Here is a 25689-nt window from a genome sequence, read left to right on the forward strand (position 1 = left end):
GAGGGTTCCGATCCGCACGGGGGAGAACGTCGGGAATGCGGTGAGTTCGGGTGAAGCACGGCAAACGGTCCGCCCCTCCGTGGGGCACGGAGGGGCGGACCGGGTCCTGCGCTTCGGATGGACGAGACGATCAACCCTGGGGAGGTTTCACCGTTACTCCGAGGCGCCGACCAGCTTTCCGTCGGGACGGACGGCGTACCAGGTGCCGCCGACGCCCTGGCCGTTGGTGTCACCGGGGGCCTTGTCCCCGGCGAAGGTGTAGATGGGCGAGCAGTTGATCGTCTGCTGCTTGCCCTTGCCGTCGGCCCGGTCGAAGATCATGTAGCCCTTCTTCTGGATGCCCTTGGTGTCGGCGAAGTCGACGGGCTCCACCAGCGGCCACTTCTCCAGGCAGGCACCCGAGCAGTTGGAGACCGGCTTCGGCCAGGCCTCGTCCTTCTTGAACCGGTAGACGGTCATGCCGTTCTTGTCGACGACGATCTCGCCGAGCTTGGGATCGTCGCGCGTGGACAGCCCTGCCTGGACCGCCTCACCGCCGCCGCCAGCACCGCCCGCGCCGCCCTGCGCCTTCTTGCCGTCGGGGGCGAGCGCGTACCACTTGCCGCCCACGCCCTGGCCCTTGACGTCACCGGCGTTGACGTCCTTGGCGTAGCGGTAGGCGGGCCAGCCGCCGACCGTGAGCTGCTTGGTGCCGTCGGCCCGGGTCACCGAACCGAGCAGGGCCTTGTCGATGCCCTCGCCGGCCTCGGCGTCGTCGGCCGGAACCGGCGGCCAGGTCTTGGCACAGTCACCATCGCAGTTCGACTTGGGCGGCTGCTCGGTGTCCTGGTCGAACCGGTACAGGGTGAGACCGAGGCTGTCGGTGACCACCTTGCCGACCTTCTCGGCCGTGGAGACCGACAGCTTGCCGGCGGGATTGAGCGAGCTGGAGGCGCTCGGCGCGGCAGGCTGGCCGGTCGCGGTGCCGGCCGCTCCGTTCCCGGTGCCCGCGCCGATGTTTCCGTAGTCCCCGGGCGCGGCCGTGGCGCCCACGTTCTGGCTGGCCGCCGGTGGGCTGTCCTGACCGCACGCCGTCGTCAGCGCCAGGACCGCCGCGGCGCTCGCCACGAGTGAGGCGCTCCGCCAGGAGGTCTTCATCGTCAACTCCCCATATTCGCAAGGGTGTTGCAGCGCCCTGCTGCGCCGCCGCACGGCCATGAGTACGCATGGGGACGCCGATTGTGTTCAACCGTCGGCCAAAAATCTTTCCGGACCCCCTGACGAGCCCCGCGACACCCTCGCACATCTGCGCCCCTCGGCCCTCTCGCGGGCGGCCGCCCATCAAACCGGCGATACCCGGATGTCCCTCTTTCGGGGCAATCCCCTTGCGCCCCGGCCCATCCCGGCTGCACAGGGCTCATGATCTTCGTCGTGCATGGACCCCTTTCCACTCAAACCGCCCTGGCGGCACGGACCTTGGCAGCGGCGACGCTGACCTGGGCGCTCGTCGGCGCACCGGCCGGGGTCGCGGTGGCCGACGCCTGTGCGTACGCCTCGACGGGGCCGGACGGCACGGAGGCGGTGGCGTACGCCGGGAGCAGGAAGACCTGGCCGTGCCCGACCCCGACACCGACTCCCTCCCCCAGTCCGACTCCCTCCCCCACGCCGAGCCCGTCCCCCACGCCGTCGCCCACCCCCACGCACAAGCCGACGCCCACGCACAAGCCGACGCCGTCGAAGCCGCCGCCAGATCCGCGGCCCTCGCCGAAGCCCCGCCCCCCGGATCCGCCCCCCACGCCCGCGCCCGCGCGCCCCACACCCCGCCCGGCGCCGGTCACGTCACGGCCGGCCGCGCGGCCCGTGACGACGACGCCCGCGTCCCCGGCACCGGCCCCGCCGGCCACCGCCGCACCCGGGCCGTCCGCGGCGCCCGTGCACTACCCGCGCTACCGCGCCGCACCCCCGCGGCCGCGGCGGGCGAACGGCACGGTGTCGCCGCTCACCTTCGTCCTGCTCGTCACGGTGCCCGCGGTGGTGGCCGTCGCCGCGCTGCGCGCGCGCTGATCCCTGAAGCCCTGGAGGTACCTCTTGCCGGAATGGCTTGTTCTCACCCTCGCGATGCTGGCCGCCTGTGCCGTGGTGGTCGTCATCACCGTCGTACGCCACCGCGCGGCGCCCGAGGACGAGGATCCCAGTGAGACCCCGGACGTCATCGAGTACATGACGATGTGGATCGGCGTGGTCTACGCCATCGTCCTGGGCCTGGCGATCGCCGGCGTCTGGGAGGGCCGCAGCGCCGCCCAGGACCACGTCCAGGCCGAGGCGACCGCGCTGCACGAGATCTCGGAGCGGGTGCGGGTGTATCCGGTCGAGGAACGCGACCGGATCAGGGACGACATCCGGACGTACGTGAGCCATGTGGTGACCACCGAGTGGGACACCATGGCCGACGACGGCGAGATGACCGCGCGGGGCGACGAGCTCTTCGAACGGATCCGCCAGGACGTCACCGACTACGAGCCGGCGTCGGACTTCGAGGCGCAGGCCTACCAGCCGCTGCTGGACCAGGTGACCGCCGCGAACCAGGCCCGGATCGCCCGGGCCGAGTCGACCGGGGAGACCATGCCGGGCGTGGTGTGGTTCGGGCTGGTCGCGGGAGCCGTCATCACCATCGGGATGATCTTCGCGCTGCAGATCCGCAGAACGACACGCGAACTGGTCCTCGCCGGGCTGTTCTCGGCGCTGATCGCCTTCCTGCTGTTCCTGATCTGGGACTTCGACTCGCCCTACAGCAGGGGCGTGACCGCCTCGGCGGACCCCTTCCTGAACCTCTTTCCGGGCGCCGGGGACTGACGGCGCCCCGCACCACGGACACCGGCCGGGGGGCGCGTGACACGCCGTCGCGGTCCCCCGGCCGCGTCAGCGGTGTTCCCCCGTGCGGCGCACACGCGTGCCCCATTCGCGCTACTGCGATCGCGCCGGACTGCGCGCTTTCCTAGCGTTTCGGGCATCGAGGTGCATGTGTGACGTGCGCGGAACAGGTCCGCGGCTGCTCCTCGGGACCCGGAGGATTGACCATGCGCGCGATATGCCTCGCCTCGGCCGTACTGCTGGGCGCCGGCGCCCTCACCTCCTGCGTGCCCGCCGACGCGGCGATGCAGAGCGACTTCGGCTTCAGCGTCATGCCCTCCACCGTGGCACCGGGGGGCGAGGTCACCGTGCAAGTCGTGCGCAACCGGGCGTGCCGGGGGGAGGCGGTGGTGAACTCCCAGGTGTTCGACCTGGTCACCATCCCGCCGGACGAGTCCTGGACCACGGCGGAGGTCGACTGGGACGCCAAGCCCGGCGCCGTGTACGACGTGGAGTTCGCATGTGACGAGTCGAACGGCACCGCGCGGCTGACGATCGCGGGCGGCCGTCCGACGCACCACCCCACCCCTCACCCGACGCGTCACCCGCACAAGGGTGTGCACGCCGGCGAGGGCGGCACACTGGCCGGCTTCGACCTCGAGGAGATCGGCCTCGGCGCCGCCCTGATCGCCGGGTCGCTCGGCGTCGCCTACCACTTCTCACGCCGCCGCACCGACGAGGACGCCGGCTGACCCGGCCCGCGGCAGCGCGTTTCGCCCCGGCTCCCCTGGTGAGAGGGAGCCGGGGCGAAACGCGTTCACACGCGGGGCGACGACTGCCGTCGGGACGACGGGCGGCGAGACGCCCGTGTCAGATGCGCCGCTCGGCCCGGCGGCGCATCCAGAACACGCCCCCGCCGACGAGCGCCGCGGCCACGAGACCGCCGCCGATGGCCATGTCCGTCGGGGTCGCGCCGGTGGTGCTGCTGCCGCCGATACCGCCGCGGACACCACCGATGACCGTGAACGCCTGCGGCTTGGTCATCCGCCGGCCGTTGCAGTCGACCGTGATGTCGTACGGACCCGGGCGGGCGTTGCTGTTGATCACGGCGGTGCCCCGCGCGGTCCCGCTGCCGGAGCCGCCCCGGTCGCCCTCGTTGCCCTTGCCGCCGCCGCCACCGCCGACCGGCGACAGCTGCGTCGGCGAGAACGCGTTGGACGTCGCGGTGCCGCCGTTGCGGCAGCCGTCGACCGTGATGGTCAGCTGGCCGCCGGGGGCGATCACGCTGGGCAGGGCGGTGATGTTGCTGGGCGTGTCCCACGCGACGGCCGCGGGGGCGGAGAGGCCGAGGGCGGCGACCGCTGCGCCGGCGACCGCCAGGGCACGAGTGTTACGCATGTGAACCTCCGCGGAAGACGCCCCGGGACCCGTCCCCGGTCGATCGGCGAGAAAGCGCCTCCCAGAAAGACAGTCAGTTGCCGTGCCCCGAGCCGCATTTCGGGAATGGTCCGTCCCGGTGAGCGAAGGGCGTGCGGGAAAAGCTCCCTTTCGGACATCACCGCAGGTCACGGACCGTCAGAAATTTCCTCGCGGCGGCAACTCGGATGGCGCACCTCAGGTCGCCGCACCGCCCCTCACCCTCCCCGGCCACCCGTTCGCCGCCGCCCCGTCGCCGGTTTCCCGCACGCCACTTAGCGTGTCGCTATGCGCGATGGACCGTGTCGCTATGCGCGATGGACACGGCGACGGCCGCGTCGAGAGGGGATGGCGAATGTCTGCGTCCGAGCTGGCCCAGGCGGAAGAGGAGGCCCGGCCCAGGAAGCGCGCCCCGTGGGGCGTGATAGCGCTGGTCCTGCTGACCGGTCTCGCCCTCATCCGCAACGGTTCGGGGGAGTTCGACGAGGGCCCGCCCCAGCCGGCGACGGCGGCCGCGGCGGACAGCCGTCTGCCGGGCGGCACGTTCGCGGGTGACGTCCGGCCCCTGCCCTACGCCCTCCCGGACCGGGTCAGGATCCCGGCGATCCAGGTCGACGCGCCGATCATCCCGGTGGGTCTGGACCCGGACGGCTGGGTCGGCGCGCCGCCGCCGGAGGACCCCAACCTGGCCGGCTGGTTCACCGGTGCCGTCACCCCCGGCGAGAAGGGCACGGCGGTCGTGGTCGGCCATGTCGACAACCAGCAGGGTCCCGCCGTGTTCTACGGGCTGGGGGCGCTGAAGAAGGGCCATCGCGTCGAGGTCGCCCGGCAGGACGGGAAGACGGCCGAGTTCGAGATCTACGGCGTGGAGGTGTTCGAGAAGAACAACTTCCCGGGCGACCGTGTCTACGCCTCCAAGGGCGCTCCGGAACTGCGGGTCATCACCTGCGGCGGCGGTTTCTCCAAGCAGGACGGCTACGCGGGGAACGTCGTCGCCTTCGCCCGCCTGGTCGCGGTGCGCTGAGCGCTCCCGGCCCGGCGGGCGAAGGCCCCGGGGCGTGCCTCAGGCGTAGTGCCGCCGGGGCACGGTGACGTGGTAGCCGGAGTCCAGCAGTTCGGGCAGATAGCGGCGCAGGGCCCGCACGCTCTGCGAGCGGTCGCCGCCGGCGTCGTGCGAGAGCACCACGACCCCGGGTGCGGCGCCCCGTTCCACCCGGTTCGCGATGGAACCGACGCCGGGGGTCGTCCAGTCGAGGGTGTCGACCGTCCAGGCGAGGGGCTCCATGCCCATCTCGGCGCCGAGCTCGAAGGCGGCCCGGTTCCAGGCGCCGTAGGGAGCGCGGAACCACTCGGGGCGCTGCCCGTAGGCGTCCTCGATGACGTCGCTGGTGCGCTGCATCTCGGAGCGGATCCGCCGTCGGGTGAGCCGGGTGAGCAGCGGGTGGGACCAGGTGTGGTTCCCCACGACGTGGCCCTCGTCGGCCATGCGGGCCAGCAGGTTCCGGCCGCCGGCGACCATCTCGCCGCACACGAAGAACATCGCCCGCACGTCGTACTCGGCCAGGGTGTCCAGGATGTGCGGGGTGTAGCGGGGGTCGGGGCCGTCGTCGAAGGTCAGCACCAGGGTGCGGCCGCGGCCGGACACGCGCAGCGGTGCCTCACGGCGTACCAGGGTCCGGCGGGGCGCGGCGCGCGGCGGGCCGTAACCGGTCAGGGGCTGCAGCCGGTACGCCGACGACGTGCCGGGGCGCCGGGCCTGGGGGCCCGCCGCGGGGGCGGAAGGGGTGGACGCGTCCCCGGTGACCGCCGTGACCACTCCGGCCGTCGCGGCCGCTCCCACGGCTCCGGCGCCCGCGATCAACGCCTGGCGCCGGGTGAGCAGCCGGGTGAGCAACTGATCCTTCTTCATGACTCATCAGTCGCCCGGCCGAAGGCCGACGCTCGCGAGCAACACCGGTGTGGCGGCACACATTCACCCGCTCGGCTCACGCAAGTGGGTCAGCGGCGCCGCACCAGGGGGAAGGGCAGGGTCTCCCGGATGGTCAGGCCGGTGAGGAACATGACCAGCCGGTCGACACCGATGCCGAGGCCGCCGGTGGGGGGCATGGCGTACTCGAGGGCGTCGAGGAAGTCCTCGTCGAGTTCCATCGCCTCGGGGTCGCCCCCGGCGGCGAGCAGGGACTGGGCGGTGAGGCGGCGGCGCTGCTCGACGGGGTCGGTCAGTTCCGAGTAGGCCGTGCCGAGTTCGGTGCCGAAGGCGACGAGGTCCCAGCGTTCGGCGAGGCGCGGGTCGGTGCGGTGCTGCCGGGTGAGCGGGGAGACGTCCGTCGGGAAGTCCTTGTAGAAGGTGGGCAGCTGGGTCTTCTCCTCGACGAGCCGCTCGTACATCTCCAGCACGACGTCGCCGTGGCCGTCGTCGGGGGTGTACGGCACGTCGGCACGGTCGCAGAGCCGGAGCAGCTCCGGCAGGTCGGTGCCGGGGTGGATCTCCTCGCCGAGGGCCTCGCTGACGGCGCCGTAGACGGTTTTGACGGGCCACTGCCCGGAGACGTCGTACTCCCTGCCGTCCTGGTGGGCGACGGGCTTGCCGAAGGCGGCGGTGGCGGCGCCCTGGATCAGTTCGCGGACGAGGTCGAGCATCACGTCGTAGTCGGCGTACGCCTGGTAGGCCTCCAGGATCGTGAACTCAGGGTTGTGCTTGTAGTCCGTGCCCTCGTTGCGGAAGGTGCGGCCCATCTCGAAGACCTTCTCCACGCCGCCCACGCACAGCCGCTTGAGGTACAGCTCGGGGGCGATGCGCAGGTAGAGGTCGAGGTCGTAGGCGTTGATGTGGGTGGTGAAGGGCCGGGCGTTGGCGCCGCCGTGGATCTGCTGGAGCACCGGCGTCTCGACCTCCAGGTAGCCGCGTGCCAGCAGGCCCTGGCGCACGGCCTGGACGGCGGTGGAGCGGGCGCGGATCACCTCGCGGGCGTCGGGGCTCGCGACCAGGTCGAGGTAGCGGCGGCGGACCTTGGCCTCCGGGTCGGCGAGGCCCTTGCGCTTGTCGGGCAGCGGGCGCAGGCACTTGCCGGTGAGCTGCCAGGAGGTGACGAAGACGGTCGGCTCGCCCTTGTCGCTGACGCCCGCCCGGCCGGTGACGGTGATGTGGTCGCCGATGTCGGTGTCGACGGTGAAGCGGTCCAGGGCGGGGCCGGAGCCGTCGCGGGTCAGGGCGAGTTGGTGGTCGCCGGACCAGTCGCGCAGGACGACGAAGACGATGCCGCCGAAGTCGCGGACCAGCATGATCCGCCCGGCGACGGTGACCTGCTCACCCTGCCGGACCTCGGCGAGGGTGTGGGTGCGGGCCGGGACGCCGACGGGGTAGGGGTCGGTGCCGTCGGCGCGCAGCCGGTCGAGTTTGTGGTGCCGGACGCGGACTTGGTCGGACAGGCCGGCGAGGGGGTCGGCGGGCTCGGTCCCGTCCCCTCCGGCGAGGCCGAGCGCCGCCAACGACGGCAGCCCCTCCGTGGTGGCGGGCCGCTGCCCGCCCTTCGGGTGCCCCTTTCCCTTTCCCCACAACGTGCGCATCGACGGTACGGAGACGAAGCCCTCGGCGATGCCGGAGGCGAGGCCGACCCGGGCGAGGGAGGCGGCTTCCGCGTAGCAGAGGAAGCGGGGGTACCACTCGGGGTGGTACTTGGCGTTGGAGCGGTACAGGGCCTCCAGTTGCCACCACTTGGAGAAGAACAGCAGCAGGCGGCGCCACAGGCGCAGGACCGGCCCGGCGCCGATGCGGGCGCCCTCCTCGAACACGGAGCGGAACACTGCGAAGTTCAGCGAGACCTTGCGCACGCCCAGTTTGGGGGCGGCGGCGCACAGTTCGGCGACCATGAACTCCATGACGCCGTTGGGGGCGGTGCGGTCACGGCGCATCAGGTCCAGGGAGACGCCGTCCTTGCCCCAGGGCACGAACGACTGGATGGCGAGGAGCCGGCCGTCCCGGTCGAGGGCCTCGACGAGGAGGCAGTCGCCGTCGGCGGGGTCGCCGAGGCGGTCCAGGGCCATGGAGAAGCCGCGCTCGGTCTCGGTGTCGCGCCAGGCGTCGGCACGCTCGACGAGCTGCCGCATCTCCTCCTCGGAGAGGCTGGAGTGGCGGCGGACCCGGCAGGTGACGCCGGTGCGGCGGACCCGGTTGACGGCCTGGCGGGTGACGCGCATGTCGCGGCCGTCCAGGTCGAAGTCGAGGACGTGCAGGATGGCCTCGTCGCCGAGCTGGAGCGCGCCGAGCCCGGCGCGGACGTAGGCCCGGGCGCCCTCCTCGGAGGCGCCCATCACGGCCGGGACCCAGGCGTAGCGGCGGGCCACCTCCTGCCAGGCGGCGATCGCGCGCGGCCAGGCCTCCCGGTCGCCCACCGGGTCGCCGCTGGCCAGGCACACCCCGGCCTCCACGCGGTAGGTGACGGCGGCCTTGCCGCTGGGTGAGAAGACGGCGGCCTTGTCGCGGCGGGTGGCGAAGTAGCCGAGCGAGTCCTGGTCGCCGTAGCGGCCGAGGAGGGCCCGGATGCGGGTCTCCTCGTCGTCGTGCAGGGCGGCTTCGAGGCGCTGGGAGCGGAACAGGGTGGCGGCGGCGTTCAGCAGGGCCAGTGCGCCGAACAGGCCGAGCAGGAAGTACAGGGCGTGCGGGGGCCGGCCGTCGAAGCTGTCGGCCGGGACGAGACCGCCGCAGACCCGGTTCGCGGCCCAGGCCAGGCGCTGGCCGCTGGGCAGGCTGCCCGGGAAGGCCTCCACCAGGGCCCAGCCGACCAGGATCGCGACGACGAGTCCGGCCACCAGGACGGCCAGCGCCCGGCGGACCGCTGCCCGGCGGGAGGCGGCGTAGAACTCCTTGCGGGCGTAGACGAGCAGGATCAGGGCGAGGCCGCACACCACGAAGGAGGGGACCGACTCGGCGAACTCGCCGACGGCCATGCCGAGGATGTCGGTGAGGACCAGCAGGCCCAGGTAGACGACGACCAGCCACCAGGCGATCTTCTTGCGGGCGCCGGTGGCGGCGGCCAGCAGGAACAGGAAGACGGCGTAGGCGAGGTTGGCGCTGACCGGGACGAGCAGCAGGTCCAGGAAGTGGACGAGGGGGCGCAGCCCGGTGCGCAGTGGGGGGATCAGCGCCAGCAGGGCGCAGAGCAGACCGAGGGCGGCGAAGAAGACCGCGAAGCCCTCGGGTACCCGGCTGAGGAAACCGTGCGCCCGGCGGGGCGGCCGTATGGCGCCGGAGGTGTCGTCGGCCGTCGAGGTGTCCGCGATGACACTCATGCTTTCGACTCTAGGAACACCAGCGCCACCTCGCCCGTCGAGCGCTCCCGCCCCGTGCGGCACAGCCGGCCCGCCCCGGGCCGCGGGTCCGGCGCGGCGGCAGCCGGCGCACCGCCCCGGGTGCCCTGCGCCGGGCCCCGTCCCGCCCGGCGGCCGCCCCTGGTGGTTCCGATAGCCTCGCGGCGTGACGGACGAACAGCACTCCACCCGGTTCGAGCGGGGCACGGACGGGCCGAAGGTGATCGTGGCCGGGGTCGACGGCTCCGACTCCTCCCTGCGGGCCGCGGCCTACGCCGCCGGCCTGGCCCGGCGCCAGCACGCGCTGCTCGCCGTGGTGTACGTGCAGCCGGTGCTGGCGGCCGGTGCGGCGCTGGGGGTGCCGGTGGCGGAGGCGACGGACGAGATCGCCGAGGATCTGGTGGCGCAGATCCGGGACGCGGCCGAGCGGCTCAAGGGGATATTCGAGGTCCGCTGGGAGTTCCACACGTTCCGCGGCGACCCGTACAACGGCCTGGTGGCGGCGGCCGACGAACTCAAGGCGGACGCGGTCGTCGTGGGCGCCTCGGAACAGGCGGGCCACCGCATCGTGGGCTCGGTGGCGGTGCGCCTGGTGAAGGCGGGGCGCTGGCCGGTGACGGTGGTGCCGTAGACCCGGGTGCCGCGGTCCCGTACGGCACCCGGTCGCCGGGGCCGCTACTCCCCCATCACCAGTCCGTCCCCGGCCGCGCCGCGGCTGAGCACCACATCGCGGATGCGGTCGCGGACGGCCCCGACGTCGGCGCCCCGGGCGAGCGCCCGGTTGAGGTTCACGACCCGGCCGGCGTCGACGTCGAAGAGCTGCGGGACGAACTCCGCCTTGGTCACCTGCCAGCGCTCGCCCGGCCGGGCCGGCGGGGCGAAGGTGAAGCGGCCGAGGGTGGACTGGTTGCCGCGCGGGTCCTTGGCGCCTTGGTGATTGGTCATCTCGCCGGCGATCTGGTCGCCCATGCCGTAGATCACCCAGGTGCCGTTGACCTTCTCGTAGGCCTGCGGGACGTGCGCGTGGGTGCCGAGGATCAGATCGATGTCGGGGCGGTCCCCGGTGCGCGCGGCGGTGAGGTTGCGGGCCCAGGCCAGCTGCCGGTCGTCGGGGGCGTCCTGCCATTCGGTGCCCCAGTGCAGGGAGACCACGACCACGTCGGCGCCCGCCCGGCGCGCGGCCCGGGCGTCCTCGACGATCCTGTTCTCGTCGATGAGGTTGACGGCCCAGGGCTGCCCGTCGGGGAACGGGATGCCGTTGGTGTCGTAGGTGTAGGCGAGGTGGGCGATCTCGGCCGGACCCGCCCGGAGGACGGTGGTGGTGCGTGCCTCCTGCTCGGTGCGTGCCGAGCCGGCGTGCCGGACGCCCGCGCGGTCGAGGGCGTCGAGGGTGCGGCGGATTCCCTCGGCTCCGTCGTCGAGGGTGTGGTTGGACGCGGTGGAGCAGCCGTCGTAGCCGGTGGCGGCGAGGGCGTGGGCCACCTCGGGCGGGGACTTGAAGGTGGGGTAGCCGGTGTAGACGCCGTTCGCGCCGTACACGGTCTCCATGTGGCACAGGGCGACGTCGGCGCGTGAGACGACGGAGCGGATCCCGGAGAGCATCGGCCGGAAGTCGTAGCCGGTGCCACCGGCGTCGAAGCGGGCCCGGTCGATGATCGTGCTGTGCGGGAGGACGTCACCGGAGGCGACGAGTGTGAAGCCGCGGGGCCCGGCGGCCGGTGCCGGGCGTCCGCGGTCGGGCCGGTCGTGGTCGCGGGCCTGGCAGGCGGCGCCTGCGGCGAGGACGACGGTCAGGGCCAGGGCGATCTGTCGACTGCGCGCGAGCATGCATTCACCCCACTGTGGGCGTTGTGGTCATATTTACGCACCATCAGGAAAGAAGGCTCCTGGCGTCCCACGTGTCTCCGACACGCTCATCAGCCCGCCCGGCACCCGCATGGCCGGGTGCCGGACCGTTCGTCGAACCGTTCGCCGACGCGATCGACCGTCCGTCGCACAGCCGGGTACGTGCCCTGTGCCGGGGCCGCGCGCTGCGGTGGCATACGGCCATGACGGCCGGATCCACTCTCACGAACGGAACGACCGCCGAGCACGAGCTCGCCGCACTGCAGCGCGAGCACGGCCGGCCCCTCTTCGCTCTGCTGCTGCGGCTCTGCGACGGCGACCGGCAGCGCGCGGAGGACCTCGTCCAGGAGACACTGGTGCGAGCCTGGCAACACCCCGAGGCCCTGCGCGCCGACGACTTCGACTCCGTGCGGCCCTGGCTGATGACCGTCGCACGCCGGCTCGCGATCGACGCCCGGCGGGCCCGTCAGGCCCGTCCCCCGGAGGTCGGCGACGCGGTGCTGGAGAACGCGCGGGTCATCTCCGACCACGCCGAGCGGGCCGCGGCGATGCTCGACGTCCGCGAGGCTGTGAAGACACTCACTCCGCAGCACCGTGAAGTCCTGGTGCTCGTGTACTTCCAGGGGGCGAGTGTGGCGGAAGCGGCGGCAACCCTCGGGATCCCGCCCGGTACCGTGAAGTCCCGCGCGTACTACGCGCTGCGCGCCCTGCGCAGGGTGCTACCGGGATACGCCGCCGACCTGCGATGAAACCGACGGGTGGGTCAAGCCTCCGTAAAGCGCCTTGCCGAGGACCCCGGTTGAGTAATCGGCTGTCCTCATCCGTGTTCCGGAGGGGGCCGTCAGCGCTCCCCGGGGCCCGGTGTCGGGCGACGTGCACGTACCGGAGGAAGGCAGGAAGGGATGCTGGACGAAGAGCAGGGGGGCACGGACGGTGCCGACGGTGAACTGACCGTTCCCATGGCGTGGTTGTACGCCGAGTACATCGCCGACGAGCTGCTGCGGACCGGCGATCTGATGCCGCCGACGTCCTTCGAGTTCCGCGCCGGGCGCGATGCCCTGGCGCTGACCATCTTCCTGTCCGACACCGACGGGGAGCTCTCCGGCATCCGGGTCGTCACCCAGCTGGAGACATGGCTCTCGCTGACCGCCTACGACCAGCCGTGGCAGGAGTGGGTGCGTGAGCGGCTGGCCGAGCTCACCACCGGCGCCGCGGCGTCGGGCCGGTCCGCGCCGGACCTCGACCTCGCCGAGGAGGCCTGGCGCTGGCTGCAGGAGACGGAGCTGCTCGCGCCCGATCTGAACGCGGTGCCGGGGGGTGCGCCGGTGGCCGGGGAGGACGAGGGACCGAAGGTCTGGACGCCCGCCTGGCAGCTCGGACTCCCCCTGGGACACCTCGCGATCCATCTTTTTTAGATTTCCGCCTCCGCGGACCAATCCGCGGGCCGGAGGGCTCCGAATCCTTTGGTTGCGATTGTGTCACCGGCTTGAGTGATTCCGCCGCCTGGTCCGTACCGGTGGGAGCAAGGAGTAACCCCACCCGCACCCAACGGCACGAGGATTCGGCATGAGGTCCCTGGAGAGGCATCGCGACGTCGCGGCCTACGCGCTCGGCGTGCTGGACGAGGCGGAGGCCTTCCGCTTCGAGGACCACCTCATGGAGTGCCCTCGGTGCGCTGCAGAGGTGACGGAATTCGGCGCCACCACACGGCAGTTGATGCTGTACCGGCGGTCGACGCCACAGTTCGTGCACCCCCTGGCCCAGCCCGGCCCGCGCATGCTGGACGGGCTGCTGGCCGAGGTGGCGACCCGGCGCCGGGCCGGACGCAGACGGCTGCTGTTCGCCCTGGCCGCCTCGGTCGTCTTCGCGGCGTCGGTCCCCGGCATCGCGATGATGGCCGAGGGCAGCGCCCAGGAGCAGGCCCGGACCGCCGCGGCGACCGACACCCGGACCGGTGTGTGGGCGCAGGTCACGACGGAGGAGGCGGCCTCGGGCAGCCAGGTCGAGCTGAAGGTCAAGGACGGCTCGGACGCGCGCGCCTGCCATCTGGTGATCATCGGACACGACGGCACCGAGGAGACCGCCACCAGCTGGCACGGGCCCGGGCACGACGACCACCCCCACACGATGATGGCCAGCTCCTCCCTGCCTCCGGAGGACATCGCCCGCTACGAGATCCGCTCGGCGGCCGGCGAGGTGCTGTGGAGGATCCAGCCGAGCTGACCATCCGTCCGCCCCCGCCACCGGGCGCCGGGCGCGCCCCGGTGTGAGACTGCTGGACGACGCACCCGGAGGACCGCCGGGTGCCGGCGGTCCCGGCGAGGGGAGACGAGGTGACGGCAGAGACCGGGGACGGCCGCTTGGAGGACTTCCTGGCCGACCCGGAGAACGCGACCCTGGACCTGCCCACCGCGGCGGCCCGCTGCACCAAGGCCCTCGGTCTGCAGAGTTCCGTGGTCTACCTCTCCGACATCCAGCAGCGCCGGCTGGTACCGCTCACCGACGTGACCTCCCCCCTGCTCGTCGACGACTCACTCGCGGGCTGGACCTACCGCACCCAGTCCCTGCGCGTCGCGGTGTCCGAGGAGGGCGGCATGACCGCCTGGATCCCGCTCGTGGACGGCGCCGAACGCCTGGGCGTCATCGCGGTCGACTCCCCCGCGCTGACACCGGACGTGCTGCGCCGCGCCCGCGCCCTGGCCACGCTGCTCGCCATGATGATCACGTCGACGCGGGCGTACCAGGACTCCTTCGTACGGCGTCTGCGCACCCGGCCGATGCGGCTGCCCGCCGAGATGCTGCGGGCCTTCCTCCCGCCCCGGACGATCGGCACCTCCCACGTCGTGTCGACGGCCGTGCTGGAGCCGGCCTACGAACTCGGCGGGGACGGGTTCGACCACTCCCTGACGGAGACGACGCTGCACGTCGCGGTGCTCGACGCCATGGGACACGACCTGGCCTCCGGACTCACCACGACGGTGTCCCTGGCCGCGTGCCGCAACGCCCGGCGTACCGGGGCCGACCTGCCCGAGCTGGTGGAGAGCGTCGACGAGGCGCTGTCGCAGTGGCTCCCGGACCAGTTCTGCACGGGTGTCCTCGCCCAGCTGGACCTGGCGTCGGGGATGCTGCGGTGGGTGAACTGCGGGCACCCCACCCCCCTGCTCATCCGCGACCGGCGCCCGCTGGTCGACGCCATGCGGCGCGAGGCGGACCTGCCGATGGGCCTGCCGTCCCTGCTGGCCGAGAGGCGGCGGGAGACGCACGAGATCGCGCTGATGCCCGGTGACCGGGTGCTGATGTACACCGACGGGGTCACCGAGGCGAGGGCCGTCGACGGCGCGGAGTTCGGACTGGAACAGTTCGCCGACTACGTCATCGGAGCCCTGGCCGCGGGCGAGCTGCCGCCCGAGACGCTGCGGCGGCTCATCCACTCCATCCTGGACTCGCCGACGAGCCGGCTGCGGGACGACGCGACCATCCTGATGTTCCAGTGGTCGCCGCCGTCCCGGTGACGCGGGCCCCGGCCCCGGTCACTTCAGCAGCCGTGACATCCTGCGGTCCGCCAGCGGCTTGCCGCCCGTCTGACAGGTCGGGCAGTACTGGAGCGAGGAGTCGCTGAAGGACACCTCACGGATGGTGTCGCCGCACACCGGGCAGGCTTCACCGGTGCGGCCGTGGACGCGCAGTCCGCTCTTCTTCTCGGCCTTGAGCCGCCCCGCCGCCACGCCCCGGGAACGCTCGACCGCCTCGGTGAGCGTCTCGCGCAGCGCCGCGTACAGCCGCCCGGTCTCCTCCTGGCTCAGGGACGCGGCCAGTTTGAAGGGTGACATCTTCGCCGCGTGCAGGATCTCGTCGCTGTAGGCGTTGCCCACCCCCGCGATGAGGCTCTGGTCGCGCAACGCTCCCTTGAGCTGCCGCCGTTCACCGGCCAGGAGCTCCGCGAGGCGCCGCTCGTCGAAGTCGTCGGCGAGCGGGTCCGGGCCGAGCCGGGCCACGCCGGGGACCTCCTGCGGGTCGCCCACCACGTACACCGCGAGCCGCTTCTGGGTGCCGGCCTCGGTCAGGTCGAACCCCGCGCCGGTCTCCAGCGCCACGCGCAGCGCGAGGGGGCCCTTGCCGGGGCGGGGCGGGCCGTCGGGGAGGCGGTCCTTCCAGTGCAGCCAGCCCGCGCGGGCCAGGTGCGTCACCAGGTGCGGGCCGTCGGCGGTCGCGAGGTCGAGGAACTTGCCGTAGCGGCGTACGGCGGTGACCTCCTGGCCCTCCAGCGCGGACAGGGGAGGGTCGTACGTCTTCAGGACGCTGATCGCGACGGGCAGGACCCGTACGATCTCGCGGCCGACGAGGTGCTCGGTCAGGAAGTCCTTGAGCGCCTCGACCTCGGGCAGTTCCGGCATAGGTCCAGAGTGCCACGCGGGGTCAGTCCCGGCCGGGGACCACGAACTCGCACCACACGGCCTTGCCGCCGCCCCGGGCCTCCACGCCCCACACGTCGGTGAGCAGCTCGACCAGGAGCAGGCCGCGCCCGGAGACGCCCGAGTCGCCCGCCTCACGGCGGCGCGGCAGGGCGCTCGAGGAGTCCTCGACCTCGACGCGCAGCCGCCGCTCGGTGCCGTCGAAGGCCCGCAGGGTGACGACCGCGGAGCCCTCGGTGTGCATCAGGGCGTTGGTGATCAGCTCGTCGGCGACCAGTTCGATCTCGTCGGCGCGCTCGTCCGCTCCCCAGGTGGCGACCGCGGTGCGGATCATGTGCCGGGTCTCGGTGAGGGCCCCGGGATCGCCGGGTGCCACGCGCCGCTGGAGCCGGCGGCCGGACTGCGGGCCCTCGGGTCCGCGCCGGCGCAGCAGGAGCAGCGCCACGTCGTCGTCGCCGCCGCGCTCGGCGGCCACGTCGATGAGCCGCTCGGCGAGGTCCCGTACGTCGTCGGGGCCGGTGGCGACGAGCCCGCTCAGGGTGCGCATGCCGTCGTCGAGGTCGGCACCGGGCTGCTCCACGAGGCCGTCGGTGCACAGCAGCAGGGTGTCGCCGGGGTCGAGCTCCATGGTGCTCACGGGGTAGTCGAGGCGGCCGAACTCGGCGGACAGGCCGAGCGGCAGCCCGCCGGGGACGGTGACGCGACGGCAGGAGCCGTCCGGGTGGCGCACCAGCGGGTCGATGTGGCCGGCCCTGACCACCTGGAGCACGCCGGTGTTCAGGTCGGCCTCCGCGTAGAGGCAGGTCGCGGAGCGATCGGTGTCGAGTTCGTGCAGGAAGACGGAGGCCCGGGCCATGACGGTGGCCGGGGGATGCCCCTCGGCGGCGTAGGCGCGCAGCACGATGCGCAGCTGGCCCATGACGGCGGCGGCGTGCGTGTCGTGGCCCTGGACGTCGCCGATGACGGCACCGACCCGGCCGCCGGGCAGCGGGATCAGGTCGTACCAGTCGCCGCCGATGTCCCGGCCGACGGAGCCGCCGATGGTGGCGGCCCGGTAGCGCACGGCGACATCGGCGCCGGGCACGCTCGGGATGGTCCGGGGCAGCATGGCCTGCTGGAGGCCCTGTGCGAGGTCCATCTCCTGCTCGTAGAACATGGCCCGCTGCAGGCTCTGGGCGATGCTGCTGCCCAGGGCGACGAGGATGTTGCGCTCCTCGGACGTGAAGCCGTACCGGTCGCTGTAGAGCAGGCCCATGGCGCCGATCGGCCGGGCCTGGACGATGAGCGGCAGGTAGGCGGCCGAGGTGATGTCGAGGCCGGTGAGGTGCGGCCACAGGATCGGATAGCGCTCGGCGAACTCCTCGGGCGACTCGATGAAGCACGGGCTGAGGGTGCGGACGGCCTCACTCATCGGATAGGGCTCGTCGATCCGGGTGACACGGGTGCCGGGTACGAAGCTCTCGGAGGGACCCTCGGCGACCAGGCGGATGCGGCCGGCCTCGACCAGGCCCATGACGAGACTGGTGGCGCCCAGGTGGACCAGCCCGTGGGTGTCCTTGAGGACGTCGATGACGTCCTGGACGGTGCGGGCGTGGGCGAGGGCGGCCGTGGTGAGCTCCACGACGCTGGTCTGTTGCCGGCGGGCCTCGTCCTTGGCGGCCCGGTCACGGTGGGCGTCGATCTCGCCGAGTTCCCGGGTGGCGTCCCGGACGATGCCGATGATGCGGCGGGGGCGGCCGGTGCCGTCGCGCCGGATGTAGCCCTGGGTGTGGGTCCAGCGCAGGGTGCCGTCGCGGCGGCGGATGCGGAAGTAGGCGCCGTAGTTCTCGCTGCCGTCCTTGAGCGCCTGCGAGACCGCTGTGTCCAGGCGCCGGGACTCGTCGGGCGGCACGCGCTTGGCGAGGGTCTCGGGGTGGTCGTCGTACTCGTCGGCACGCACGTCGAAGATCTCGTGGGCCTGGGCGTCCATCTGCATCAGGCCGGTGTCCAGATCCCAGTCGAAGCTGCCCATCCGGTTCAGCGCGAGGATCGGATCCGGGTGGGCGGGCCAGTCGTCCGGGAGGGACAGGGCGCTCGCTCCCCGATCAGCCATGGGCCCACCTTGCCAGGGTTCGTCCGATTCTTCGACCGGATGCGCCGAGTGTACGGGCCACCGTGCCGGATCGGCCCTCGGTCACTGAAGACGCCCGAGGGGCAGCCGGGGATGCGCCCGGCGGCCCGGCAACCGGGCACCGGCCCGGTTTCGACGGGCGGATCGGGGGTGTCCGGTACGAGGCCGGGCCCGGCACTATGGTGGGCTTCGGTCACGTTCGGTCACGCGGCCGGGAGCGACCGTGCACCGAGCGTGACGGACGGGCTTCGCGTCCTACGGGAAGGAGGGCCCCACGGCCGTGGAATGGTTCGCCGCATCCGGCTACTGGGTGACCCGGCTGGTCTTCCAGCGGGCCCTGGCAGCCGTGTATCTGGTCGCCTTCCTGACGGCGGCGCTCCAGTTCCGCGCGCTGATCGGCCGGCGCGGCATGCTGCCGGTGCCGCGGTTCGTCGAGCGGGTGCCGTTCCAGCGGGCGCCGAGCCTGTTCCAGTGGCACTACTCGGACCGCTTCTTCGCGGGGTGCGCCTGGACGGGCTGTGCGGTGTCGGCGGCGCTGCTGGCCGGTCTGGACTCGCTGCTGCCGCTGTGGGCCGCCATGGTGCTGTGGCTGGTGCCGTGGGCGCTGTACCTGTCGATCGTCAACGTCGGGCAGACCTGGTACGCGTTCGGCTGGGAGTCGCTGCTGCTGGAGGTCGGGTTCCTCGCGGTGTTCCTCGGCAACGACGAGGTGGCGCCGCCGGTCGTCGTGCTGTTCCTGCTGCGGTGGATCCTGTTCCGCGTGGAGTTCGGCGCGGGGCTGATCAAGATGCGCGGCGACGCCTGCTGGCGCAAGCTCACCTGCCTGGACCACCACCACGAGACCCAGCCGATGCCGGGCCCGCTGAGCTGGTTCTTCCACCGTCTGCCGAAGCCCCTGCACCGTGTCGAGGTGGCGGCGAACCACGTCACCCAGCTCGTGGTGCCGTTCCTGCTGTTCACCCCGCAGCCGGTCGCGACGGCCGCCGCGTCACTGATGATCGCCACCCAGCTGTGGCTGGTGCTGTCGGGCAACTTCTCCTGGCTGAACTGGATCACGATCGTGCTGGCGCTGTCGGCGGTGCGGTTCCCGGCCGATCCACCGCAGGTGCCCGACGCCCCGCTGTGGTACGTCGTCGTGGTGCTCGCGGTGTCGGCGCTGCTGCTCGGCCTCGGTTACCGGCCGGTGCGCAACATGCTGTCCCGCCGCCAGGTCATGAACCGTTCCTTCGACCCGCTCCATCTGGTCAACACCTACGGAGCGTTCGGCAGCGTGAGCCGGGTGCGCTACGAGGTGGTGGTGGAGGGCACCGCGGACGACGTGCCGCACGCGGACTCGGGGTGGCGGGAGTACGAGTTCAAGGGCAAGCCGGGCGATCCGCGGCGCTGGCCGCGCCAGTTCGCGCCCTACCATCTGCGGCTCGACTGGCTGATGTGGTTCGCGGCCCTCTCCCCCGCGTACGCGAACTCCTGGTTCGGGACGCTGGTGGAACGGCTGCTGGAGAACGACCGGGACACCCTGAAGCTGCTGCGCCGCTCCCCGTTCCCGCCGGACGAGCCCCCTCGGTACGTGCGCGCCCGCCTGTTCCGCTACCGCTTCACGTCGTGGCGCGAGCTGCGGGAGACGGGCGCGTGCTGGGAGCGGACGTACGTGCGGGAGTACCTGCCGCCGACCCGGCTGACGGGGCCGGGGCGCAGGCCGTGACCCGGCCCCGGCGCCGCGCGACTAGGCGAACTGGCCGGGCCGGTAGTCGCCGGCCGGCTGCTCGAGCATGACGTTGAGCCGGTTCGCGGTGTTCATGAAGGCGATCAGGGTCACCAGTGCCATGAGCTGCTCCTCGTCGTAGTGCTCGGCGGCCCGCCGCCACACGGCGTCCGGCACGCCGCCGGCGCCGTCGGCGATCCGCGTGCCCTGCTCGGCCAGTTCCAGGGCGGCACGCTCGGCCTCGGTGAAGACCGTGGCCTCCCGCCACGCGGCGACGAGATGGAGACGTACGGAGCTCTCCCCGGCGGCGGTGGCCTCCTTGGTGTGCATGTCGATGCAGACCGCACATCCGTTGATCTGGCTCGTGCGCAGGGAGACCAGTTCCCGGGTGGTGGCCGGCAGCGGCGACTCCACCACCAGCCGGCCCAGGGACAGGAGTTGCTTGACGACCTTGCTCGCGCTCGGGATGGCGAAGACGTCCAGTCGTGCGCTCATGGTGAGTTCCTTTGCCGTTGTCGATGCCGTACACCCCTATGAGGCGGCGGCCCCCTCCGGATGTGACACGGGCGGGTGTGACCTGCGCCATAGGTGCGAGCCGGCCGCCCTCGCACGCCGCCTGCGCCGGGCCGGCCGCGGCAGTGCCTCGCCGACGGTGCCGTCCGGCCCCGCACGGCCGGCGGCCTCGACGCGCGGTACCCGCCGGGTGCACAGTTCTCCCTACGTACTCGTCAGTAAGTCCGCCCTCCGCCCTCCGAGGAGCCGCTGTGACCACCTGGGCCGGCCGTACCGCCGCCGAGATAGCCGCCGCCGTACGCGACAAGCGGGTCACGCCCCGCGAGGTGGTCGCCGAACACCTCGCCCGGATCGAGCGGCTCGACGGCCGGGTCGGCGCGTTCCGCGCGGTGCGCGCCGAGGCGGCCCTGGCCGAGGCCGACGAGGTCGCGGCACGTGGCGACCTCGCCGGACTGCCCCTGGCCGGGGTGCCCGTGGCCGTCAAGGACAACCTCCCCGTGCGCGGCGAGTCCCGGCGGATCGGCTCGGCCGCCACCCCGGACACACCGGCCGCGCGCGACCATGTGACGGTCGCCCGGCTGCGCGCGGCGGGCGCGGTGGTCGTGGGAGTCACGAACGTCCCCGAGCTGTGCGTCTTCGGCACGACGGACGGTGTGCTGGGCATCGCCCGCAACCCGTGGGACCCCACGCGTTCGGCGGGCGGTTCGTCGGGCGGCAGCGCGGCGGCCGTCGCCGCCGGGATGGTGCCGATCGCCCTCGGCAACGACGGGATGGGTTCCTTGCGCATACCGGCCGCCAACTGCGGCCTCGTGACCATCAAGCCGGGCCAGGGGGTGATCCCCACCGGCGAAGGGGACAGCACCTGGTTCGGCATGGCGGAGAACGGGCCGCTCGCCACGACCGTCGAGGACGCCCGGCTGATGTTCTCGGTCCTGGCCGGCGCCGAGCCCGGCGGCCCCGCGCCCGAGGCCGGCGTCCTCAGGATCGCCGTGTCGCTGCGCAGTCCGCTGGCCGGGGTCACCGTCAGCCGTCCGTACACGGCGGCCGCCCGGGACGCGGCGGGGCTGCTGATGCGGGCGGGCCACCAGGTCCGGCGTGCCGACCCGCCCTACCCGATGTCGCTCGCCACGACCTCGCTCGCGCACTGGACGGCGGGCACCGCCGCGGACGCCCTGCCGCTCGACCCCCGGCTGCTGACGCGCCGCACCCGCGTGCACGCCCGGCTCGGCCGGCCCTTCCTGCGCTCGGTGAGCTCCGGAGCGAGCCGTGAGCGGCTGCGCCGCAGGCTGGAGCCGTTCTTCGCCGAGCACGACGTGCTGCTGACGCCCGCGCTCGCCCGCCGTTCCCCGAAGGCCGGGCCCTGGCACGAGCGGGGCTGGCTGAGCAACCTGCTGGCGAACACCGCCTACTCTCCCCTGACGCCCCCGTGGAACCTGACCGGCTGGCCCGCCATGTCCGTCCCCTGCGGCACCCTCCCCTCGGGCGCCCCGTGCGCCGTGCAGCTCGTGGGCCGCCCCGGCACGGAGTCCCGACTCCTGGCTCTGGCCGGGCAGTTGGAGGCGCGTAGCCCGTGGCGGCGGACGGCGCCGATGGACTAGGGTCGGCCGGGTGACTGCCGGGTCGGCCGTAGGCCATGCACGAGTGAGGCGCCCGGCCTCGGAGTGAGCGCGGCGGGACTCTCCCCGCCCGGGCCCGCCCGAGAGCCGGAGAGGGCACGCGCCCCGCCTCCCGTCTTCGTGTCCTCATCCCCGCGCCGCTCATCGGCGCTTCCGCACGGATCCCGAGACCCGGAGACGAACTCACCCATGTCCCGCACCCCGCAGTCCCCCGAACTCCCGGCCACGATCGCCCGCCTCGACCACACCGCCGTCTACGCCTGTGACCGACGGCTGTCCGCGGAGTTCCTCGCGGCCGTCCTGGGTCTGGAGGTCGGCGCGCCCTTCGGCCCGTTCCTGCCCGTCGACCTGGGCAACGGCGTGACCCTCGACTACTACGAGAAGACCGACGAGCCGATCCAGCCGCAGCACTACGCGTTCCTCGTGCCCGAGGAGCGGTTCGACGGCATGATCGACCGCCTGGAAGCGCTCGGTGTCACCTACTACGCCGACCCGAACCACACCCGCCCGGGCCGGGTCAACGACCTCTTCGGCGGCCGCGGCGCCTACTTCGACGACCCGGACGGCCACAACATGGAGATCATGACCCGCCCGTACGTCCGGCCCTGACGGGCTCCGCCCGGACGTCACGGGACACCACCCAGTGATGCTTGCCCAGACGCCGGATCCGTTCGAAGCCCCGGTCCTCGAACAGCCTCACCGTGCCGCCGTAGAGGAAGGACGGTGAGACCGGCCGGCCTTCGGTGTCCTCCGGGTAGCCCTCCACGGTTCCGCCGCCCAGCCGGGCGATCTCGTGGAGGGCGCCTTCGAGGGCGGCGGCGGCCACGCCGGTGCGGCGGTGGTCCCGGCCGACGAAGAAGCAGGTGATCCGCCAGTCCGGCGGGGTGCCGAGGTCCTTCTCGTAGGCGCGCCGGTGCTTGATGCGGGGCAGTTCGGACGGCGGCCCGAACTGGCACCACCCGGCGCAGTCCCGCCCGTCGTAGACGAGGGCGGCGTGCGCGCCGCCCTCGCGGACCCGGGTCTCCTTCGCGGAGCGGTTCTGCTCCGGGGATCTGCCGCGGCTCAGGCCCTCGGGGTGGAAGGCCATGCACCAGCAGCCGCCCCAGACGCCGTTGTGCCGCTCGACCAGGCCGGCGAAATCCGGCCAGGTGGAGGCGTCCAGGGGCGCTGTCCGAAGGCCGGTCATGGGTTCCTCCGTCTCTCTACAACGCCCGGTACATGATGTGCAGCCCCACCGGCCCGTGCCGTGGGTGGTCGAAGGCCTGCGGGACGGTGCCGAGGATGGTGAAGCCGAGGGAAGTCCACAGTGACACCGCGGGGTTGGTCTCGACGACGGCGTTGAAGACCATACCCCTGAAGCCGGCGGTCCGGGCTTCGGTCAGGAGGTGTTCGGCCAGGGCGCGGCCGTAGCCCCGGCCGCCTTGACCGGGGTCGACCATGAAGCCGGCGTTGGCGATACCGGCGGCTGGGCCGCCGTAGTTGGGGGTGAGGTAGGCGGAGGCGACGACGGCGCCGGTGTCGTCCTCGACGACGTAGACGCGTTTCGCCGGGTTCATCCACAGGGCCCGGGCCTCCTCCTCGGAGGTGCCCGGGTCCCATGCGTAGGTCTCGCCCGCGGCGACGATGCGGTGCCAGAAGGGCCAGATGCGAGGCCAGTCGTCAGCCGTTGCTTCCCTGATCAGCATGGCCGCGAGTCTGGCACGGCCATGCGCTCGGAGGTCGCGGAGGGGTGCGCCCGGTGTCAGTCGACGCTGGGCAGGATGTGGGGCTCTGCGAGGTCGTCCTCGTAGCCCGCGAGGCGGATCGGGGCCGAACGGGCCCACACGTCGAGGCTGCCGAGCTCGTCGGCCCGTCGGCCGGCGCGCTCGCCGCGTTCCTTGGGGCGCTGATCGCTCTTCGTCTTCTCCGGTGTCACCGCGCACTCCTTATGTGTCGGTCACCCTCGGGACGTACGCGCCGGTCCTGCTGCGCCTGACGCCCGCTCGGGCCTCTTTCGTCAAATGCAGTTCGGACGCGGTGGCGCCGGTCGACTCACGGGAGAGCAGGCCGTGGTGAACCGGCTGGTCCCATGACGGACCGTGGGTGTGGGTAGGACCCCGTACTGCTGTCCGTCCGCATCAGACTAACCAAATGAGCAGGGCACCGCTCGATGGGGCTGAAAACAACGGGTAACGATCGCGCGTCATCCCGCGTTCAACTCCGGTTTACGTATGGTTTTGTAGGCTTTGTGGCGTTTTGCGTATCACTCGAACGGCGTACGTCGAGGACGCCGCTCTCGGGACGGCTGCACAGTTCAAGCCCGGTTGGCCGGGTCACGATCCGCCTGCCGGGAGCCCCAAGTCGTGCTCCCGGCAGGCGGCATGCCCCTCAGAGGGCCGCGGCTACCACTTGCCGGGCGCGTAGTCCTTCAGGAAGACCCCGTACAGGTCCTCTCCCGCCTCGCCGCGCACGACCGGGTCGTAGACCCGGGCCGCGCCGTCGACCAGGTCGAGCGGCGCGTGGAACCCGGCCTCGGCGAGGCGCAGCTTGTCGTAGTGGGGCCGCTCGTCCGTGATCCAGCCCGTGTCCACCGAGGTCATCAGGATGCCGTCGGTCTGGAACATCTCCTGCGCGCTGGTCCGCGTCACCATGTTCATCGCGGCCTTCGCGGCATTGGTGTTCGGATGCCCGGCGCCCTTGTACCCGCGCCCGAACACACCCTCCATCGCGGACACGTTGACCACGTAGGCGCGTCCGCTCTGCGCCTTCTTCGCCGCCTCGGCCATGGCCGGCCGCAGCGCGCTGATCAGGATGAAGGGCGCCGTGTAGTTGCACAGCTGGGTCTCCAGCAGCTCCACGGGCGAGATCTGCTCGATGGTCTGCACCCAGGTGTTGGAGTCGACCACGTCGGGCACCAGACCGCCCGCGTCGATCGCCGTGCCGTCCAGGTGCCGTTCGACGCTGGCGTTGCCCGCGACCAGGGCGAGGTCGGCGACCTTCTGGGCGTCGAGCCCGCTGGTTCCCAGCGGCAGCGCGGCGATGCCGTCGACCGCGCCGGAGTTGAAGGCGCCGATGACGTGGTGGGCGGGCAGCTCACCGGCGGGCAGCGGGGCGCTCTCGCCCTCGACCAGGGCGGCGTACGCGGAGGGCAGGCGGCGCACGGTCTGAGTCGCGTTGTTGATCAGGATGTCGAGCGGGCCCGTCTCGGCGACCTGTTCCGCGAGGGCCACGGCCTGCGCGGGGTCGCGCAGATCGATGCCGACGACCTCCAGGCGGTGCATCCAGTCCGCGGAGTCGTCCATGGCCTTGAAGCGGCGGATGGCGTCCTTGGGGAAGCGCGTGGTGATCGTGGTGTGCGCGCCGTCGCGCAGCAGCCGGAGCGCGATGTACATGCCGATCTTGGCGCGGCCGCCGGTGAGCAGGGCGCGCTTGCCGGTGAGGTCGGCGCGGGCGTCGCGCTTCTCGCGGTTCAGCCGGGCGCAGTCCGGACAGAGCTGGTGGTAGAAGTAGTCGACTTCCACGTACCGGGTCTTGCAGGTGTAGCAGGAGCGCGGGCGCTGGAGTATCCCCGCGATCCTGCCCTCCTCGGTGGCCGACGACGGCAGCAGGCCCTCGGTCTCGTCGTCGATGCGCTGGGCGGAGCCGGTCGCGGTGGCCTCCGTGACCGCCTTGTCGTGGGCGGTCTTGGCGGCCCGCCGCTCCTGGCGGCGGCGCTGCTTGACCGTGCGGTAGATGCCGGCCGTGGCCCGGCGCACCGCGACGGCGTCCGGGTGGTCGACCTCCAGCTTGTCGAGTTCCTCGAGCACGCTGAGGCAGACGGCCAGGCGCTCGGGGTCGATGCCGGGTCCGTACGAGAGCCCGTCGGCCTCGTCCATGGCCTGCGGACCGTCCTGTGTCACCGTCATCGCCGCTGTCGTTCCCTGCTCTGCCCTCGCGGCGCGCCGGTCGCGCCCGCTTTCG

Annotated in this window: 25 protein-coding genes; 12 read left to right on the top strand and 13 right to left on the bottom strand. The window is 72.6% G+C overall.

Annotated features, from left to right (window positions below; genetic code table 11):
* Positions 1-153: 153 nt before the first annotated feature.
* Together ACFV20_RS05580 and ACFV20_RS05585 are read right to left on the bottom strand one after the other, a co-directional pair.
* Positions 154-1137, bottom strand: a complete 984-nt coding sequence (locus tag ACFV20_RS05580) for an SCO0930 family lipoprotein (RefSeq protein WP_385652687.1) — start codon at positions 1135-1137, stop codon at positions 154-156.
* Positions 1138-1430: 293 nt separating this feature from the next.
* A complete protein-coding gene (locus ACFV20_RS05585) occupies positions 1431-1883 on the bottom strand; it encodes a hypothetical protein (protein ID WP_385652688.1) in 453 nt (150 codons plus the stop codon).
* Positions 1884-1911: 28 nt separating this feature from the next.
* Here ACFV20_RS05585 and ACFV20_RS05590 point away from each other — a divergent pair, with 28 nt between their 5' ends.
* The 3 genes from ACFV20_RS05590 (at position 1912) to ACFV20_RS05600 (ending at position 3581) form a co-directional block, all read left to right on the top strand.
* A complete protein-coding gene (locus tag ACFV20_RS05590) occupies positions 1912-2043 on the top strand; it encodes a hypothetical protein (RefSeq protein ID WP_385652691.1) in 132 nt (43 codons plus the stop codon).
* A 24-nt stretch (positions 2044-2067) separates the two neighbouring features.
* Entirely contained in the window at positions 2068-2832 is a 765-nt protein-coding gene (locus ACFV20_RS05595) for a DUF4239 domain-containing protein (RefSeq protein ID WP_385652692.1), read from the top strand.
* Positions 2833-3056: 224 nt separating this feature from the next.
* A complete protein-coding gene (locus ACFV20_RS05600; RefSeq protein ID WP_385652694.1) occupies positions 3057-3581 on the top strand; it encodes a hypothetical protein in 525 nt (174 codons plus the stop codon).
* Between the two features lie 118 nt (positions 3582-3699).
* Here ACFV20_RS05600 and ACFV20_RS05605 read toward each other — a convergent pair whose 3' ends face one another.
* The gene (locus ACFV20_RS05605) at positions 3700-4227 is read right to left on the bottom strand and encodes a hypothetical protein (RefSeq protein ID WP_385652695.1); all 528 of its coding nucleotides are present in this window, start codon (positions 4225-4227) and stop codon (positions 3700-3702) included.
* A gap of 373 nt (positions 4228-4600) precedes the next feature.
* Between ACFV20_RS05605 and ACFV20_RS05610 the strand changes: the two genes are divergently transcribed.
* Positions 4601-5269 (top strand): class F sortase, encoded by a 669-nt coding sequence (locus ACFV20_RS05610; protein ID WP_385652698.1) that lies wholly within the window; start codon positions 4601-4603, stop codon positions 5267-5269.
* A 39-nt stretch (positions 5270-5308) separates the two neighbouring features.
* On the opposite strand, the gene ACFV20_RS05615 is transcribed toward ACFV20_RS05610, so the two are convergent.
* Positions 5309-6154 (bottom strand): polysaccharide deacetylase family protein, encoded by an 846-nt coding sequence (locus tag ACFV20_RS05615; protein ID WP_385652700.1) that lies wholly within the window; start codon positions 6152-6154, stop codon positions 5309-5311.
* A gap of 89 nt (positions 6155-6243) precedes the next feature.
* Positions 6244-9534: a bifunctional lysylphosphatidylglycerol synthetase/lysine--tRNA ligase LysX gene (lysX, locus tag ACFV20_RS05620; protein WP_385652703.1), complete on the bottom strand. Its 3291-nt coding sequence runs from the start codon at positions 9532-9534 to the stop codon at positions 6244-6246.
* 184 nt (positions 9535-9718) lie between these two features.
* Here lysX and ACFV20_RS05625 point away from each other — a divergent pair, with 184 nt between their 5' ends.
* Positions 9719-10183, top strand: coding sequence for a universal stress protein (locus ACFV20_RS05625; protein WP_385652705.1), 465 nt, complete (start codon positions 9719-9721; stop codon positions 10181-10183).
* A gap of 44 nt (positions 10184-10227) precedes the next feature.
* On the opposite strand, the gene ACFV20_RS05630 is transcribed toward ACFV20_RS05625, so the two are convergent.
* Positions 10228-11379 (bottom strand): CapA family protein, encoded by a 1152-nt coding sequence (locus tag ACFV20_RS05630; RefSeq protein ID WP_385652707.1) that lies wholly within the window; start codon positions 11377-11379, stop codon positions 10228-10230.
* Between the two features lie 221 nt (positions 11380-11600).
* On the opposite strand from ACFV20_RS05630, the gene ACFV20_RS05635 reads away from it, so the two are divergent.
* The 4 genes from ACFV20_RS05635 to ACFV20_RS05650 all read left to right on the top strand — a co-directional run bounded on the left by ACFV20_RS05635 (position 11601) and on the right by ACFV20_RS05650 (position 14909).
* Complete coding sequence (locus tag ACFV20_RS05635; RefSeq protein ID WP_385652709.1) at positions 11601-12146, top strand: sigma-70 family RNA polymerase sigma factor; 546 nt, start codon at positions 11601-11603, stop codon at positions 12144-12146.
* A 153-nt stretch (positions 12147-12299) separates the two neighbouring features.
* Entirely contained in the window at positions 12300-12812 is a 513-nt protein-coding gene (locus tag ACFV20_RS05640) for a hypothetical protein (RefSeq protein ID WP_385652712.1), read from the top strand.
* Between the two features lie 151 nt (positions 12813-12963).
* The gene (locus ACFV20_RS05645; RefSeq protein WP_385652715.1) at positions 12964-13620 is read left to right on the top strand and encodes a zf-HC2 domain-containing protein; all 657 of its coding nucleotides are present in this window, start codon (positions 12964-12966) and stop codon (positions 13618-13620) included.
* 110 nt (positions 13621-13730) lie between these two features.
* Complete coding sequence (locus ACFV20_RS05650; protein ID WP_385652717.1) at positions 13731-14909, top strand: PP2C family protein-serine/threonine phosphatase; 1179 nt, start codon at positions 13731-13733, stop codon at positions 14907-14909.
* Between the two features lie 18 nt (positions 14910-14927).
* Here the strand turns inward: ACFV20_RS05650 and ACFV20_RS05655 are convergent, their stop codons facing one another.
* Entirely contained in the window at positions 14928-15791 is an 864-nt protein-coding gene (locus tag ACFV20_RS05655; RefSeq protein WP_385652719.1) for an Fpg/Nei family DNA glycosylase, read from the bottom strand.
* Positions 15792-15813: 22 nt separating this feature from the next.
* Positions 15814-17901, bottom strand: a complete 2088-nt coding sequence (locus ACFV20_RS05660; RefSeq protein ID WP_385652722.1) for a SpoIIE family protein phosphatase — start codon at positions 17899-17901, stop codon at positions 15814-15816.
* 298 nt (positions 17902-18199) lie between these two features.
* Between ACFV20_RS05660 and ACFV20_RS05665 the strand changes: the two genes are divergently transcribed.
* Entirely contained in the window at positions 18200-19621 is a 1422-nt protein-coding gene (locus ACFV20_RS05665) for a lipase maturation factor family protein (RefSeq protein WP_385652724.1), read from the top strand.
* A gap of 21 nt (positions 19622-19642) precedes the next feature.
* Here the strand turns inward: ACFV20_RS05665 and ACFV20_RS05670 are convergent, their stop codons facing one another.
* Positions 19643-20116 carry a carboxymuconolactone decarboxylase family protein gene (locus ACFV20_RS05670; protein WP_385652726.1) on the bottom strand — a complete coding sequence of 158 codons (474 nt, stop codon included), beginning with the start codon at positions 20114-20116 and terminating at the stop codon, positions 19643-19645.
* 269 nt (positions 20117-20385) lie between these two features.
* Between ACFV20_RS05670 and ACFV20_RS05675 the strand changes: the two genes are divergently transcribed.
* Positions 20386-21732, top strand: coding sequence for an amidase (locus ACFV20_RS05675; protein ID WP_385652729.1), 1347 nt, complete (start codon positions 20386-20388; stop codon positions 21730-21732).
* Positions 21733-21939: 207 nt separating this feature from the next.
* On the top strand, positions 21940-22359 hold the full coding sequence (locus ACFV20_RS05680; protein ID WP_385652733.1) for a VOC family protein: 420 nt from the start codon (positions 21940-21942) through the stop codon (positions 22357-22359).
* On the opposite strand, the gene ACFV20_RS05685 is transcribed toward ACFV20_RS05680, so the two are convergent.
* The 4 genes from ACFV20_RS05685 to ACFV20_RS05700 all read right to left on the bottom strand — a co-directional run bounded on the left by ACFV20_RS05685 (position 22331) and on the right by ACFV20_RS05700 (position 25634).
* Positions 22331-22936 carry a GNAT family N-acetyltransferase gene (locus tag ACFV20_RS05685; RefSeq protein ID WP_385652735.1) on the bottom strand — a complete coding sequence of 202 codons (606 nt, stop codon included), beginning with the start codon at positions 22934-22936 and terminating at the stop codon, positions 22331-22333. The genes ACFV20_RS05680 and ACFV20_RS05685 overlap by 29 nt on opposite strands.
* A 16-nt stretch (positions 22937-22952) precedes the next feature.
* Complete coding sequence (locus ACFV20_RS05690; protein ID WP_385652738.1) at positions 22953-23435, bottom strand: GNAT family N-acetyltransferase; 483 nt, start codon at positions 23433-23435, stop codon at positions 22953-22955.
* Positions 23436-23491: 56 nt separating this feature from the next.
* Positions 23492-23665 (bottom strand): hypothetical protein, encoded by a 174-nt coding sequence (locus ACFV20_RS05695; RefSeq protein WP_385652740.1) that lies wholly within the window; start codon positions 23663-23665, stop codon positions 23492-23494.
* A gap of 466 nt (positions 23666-24131) precedes the next feature.
* Complete coding sequence (locus tag ACFV20_RS05700; RefSeq protein WP_385652743.1) at positions 24132-25634, bottom strand: SDR family NAD(P)-dependent oxidoreductase; 1503 nt, start codon at positions 25632-25634, stop codon at positions 24132-24134.
* Between the last annotated feature and the right edge of the window lie 55 nt (positions 25635-25689).

It is taken from the genome of Streptomyces sp. NPDC059696, assembly GCF_042733745.1.
Lineage (GTDB): Bacteria > Actinomycetota > Actinomycetes > Streptomycetales > Streptomycetaceae > Streptomyces.

What these genes read in the sequence shown, in the direction of transcription:
- ACFV20_RS05580 (WP_385652687.1), bottom strand. Translation starts at nt 1,137, where the DNA reads ATGAAGACCTCCTGGCGGAGCGCCTCACTCGTGGCGAGCGCCGCGGCG.
- ACFV20_RS05600 (WP_385652694.1), top strand. Translation starts at nt 3,057, where the DNA reads ATGCGCGCGATATGCCTCGCCTCGGCCGTACTGCTGGGCGCCGGCGCC.
- ACFV20_RS05605 (WP_385652695.1), bottom strand. Translation starts at nt 4,227, where the DNA reads ATGCGTAACACTCGTGCCCTGGCGGTCGCCGGCGCAGCGGTCGCCGCC.
- ACFV20_RS05610 (WP_385652698.1), top strand. Translation starts at nt 4,601, where the DNA reads ATGTCTGCGTCCGAGCTGGCCCAGGCGGAAGAGGAGGCCCGGCCCAGG.
- ACFV20_RS05615 (WP_385652700.1), bottom strand. Translation starts at nt 6,154, where the DNA reads ATGAAGAAGGATCAGTTGCTCACCCGGCTGCTCACCCGGCGCCAGGCG.
- lysX (WP_385652703.1), bottom strand. Translation starts at nt 9,534, where the DNA reads ATGAGTGTCATCGCGGACACCTCGACGGCCGACGACACCTCCGGCGCC.
- ACFV20_RS05630 (WP_385652707.1), bottom strand. Translation starts at nt 11,379, where the DNA reads ATGCTCGCGCGCAGTCGACAGATCGCCCTGGCCCTGACCGTCGTCCTC.
- ACFV20_RS05635 (WP_385652709.1), top strand. Translation starts at nt 11,601, where the DNA reads ATGACGGCCGGATCCACTCTCACGAACGGAACGACCGCCGAGCACGAG.
- ACFV20_RS05640 (WP_385652712.1), top strand. Translation starts at nt 12,300, where the DNA reads ATGCTGGACGAAGAGCAGGGGGGCACGGACGGTGCCGACGGTGAACTG.
- ACFV20_RS05645 (WP_385652715.1), top strand. Translation starts at nt 12,964, where the DNA reads ATGAGGTCCCTGGAGAGGCATCGCGACGTCGCGGCCTACGCGCTCGGC.
- ACFV20_RS05655 (WP_385652719.1), bottom strand. Translation starts at nt 15,791, where the DNA reads ATGCCGGAACTGCCCGAGGTCGAGGCGCTCAAGGACTTCCTGACCGAG.
- ACFV20_RS05660 (WP_385652722.1), bottom strand. Translation starts at nt 17,901, where the DNA reads ATGGCTGATCGGGGAGCGAGCGCCCTGTCCCTCCCGGACGACTGGCCC.
- ACFV20_RS05670 (WP_385652726.1), bottom strand. Translation starts at nt 20,116, where the DNA reads ATGAGCGCACGACTGGACGTCTTCGCCATCCCGAGCGCGAGCAAGGTC.
- ACFV20_RS05680 (WP_385652733.1), top strand. Translation starts at nt 21,940, where the DNA reads ATGTCCCGCACCCCGCAGTCCCCCGAACTCCCGGCCACGATCGCCCGC.
- ACFV20_RS05685 (WP_385652735.1), bottom strand. Translation starts at nt 22,936, where the DNA reads ATGACCGGCCTTCGGACAGCGCCCCTGGACGCCTCCACCTGGCCGGAT.
- ACFV20_RS05690 (WP_385652738.1), bottom strand. Translation starts at nt 23,435, where the DNA reads ATGCTGATCAGGGAAGCAACGGCTGACGACTGGCCTCGCATCTGGCCC.
- ACFV20_RS05700 (WP_385652743.1), bottom strand. Translation starts at nt 25,634, where the DNA reads ATGACGGTGACACAGGACGGTCCGCAGGCCATGGACGAGGCCGACGGG.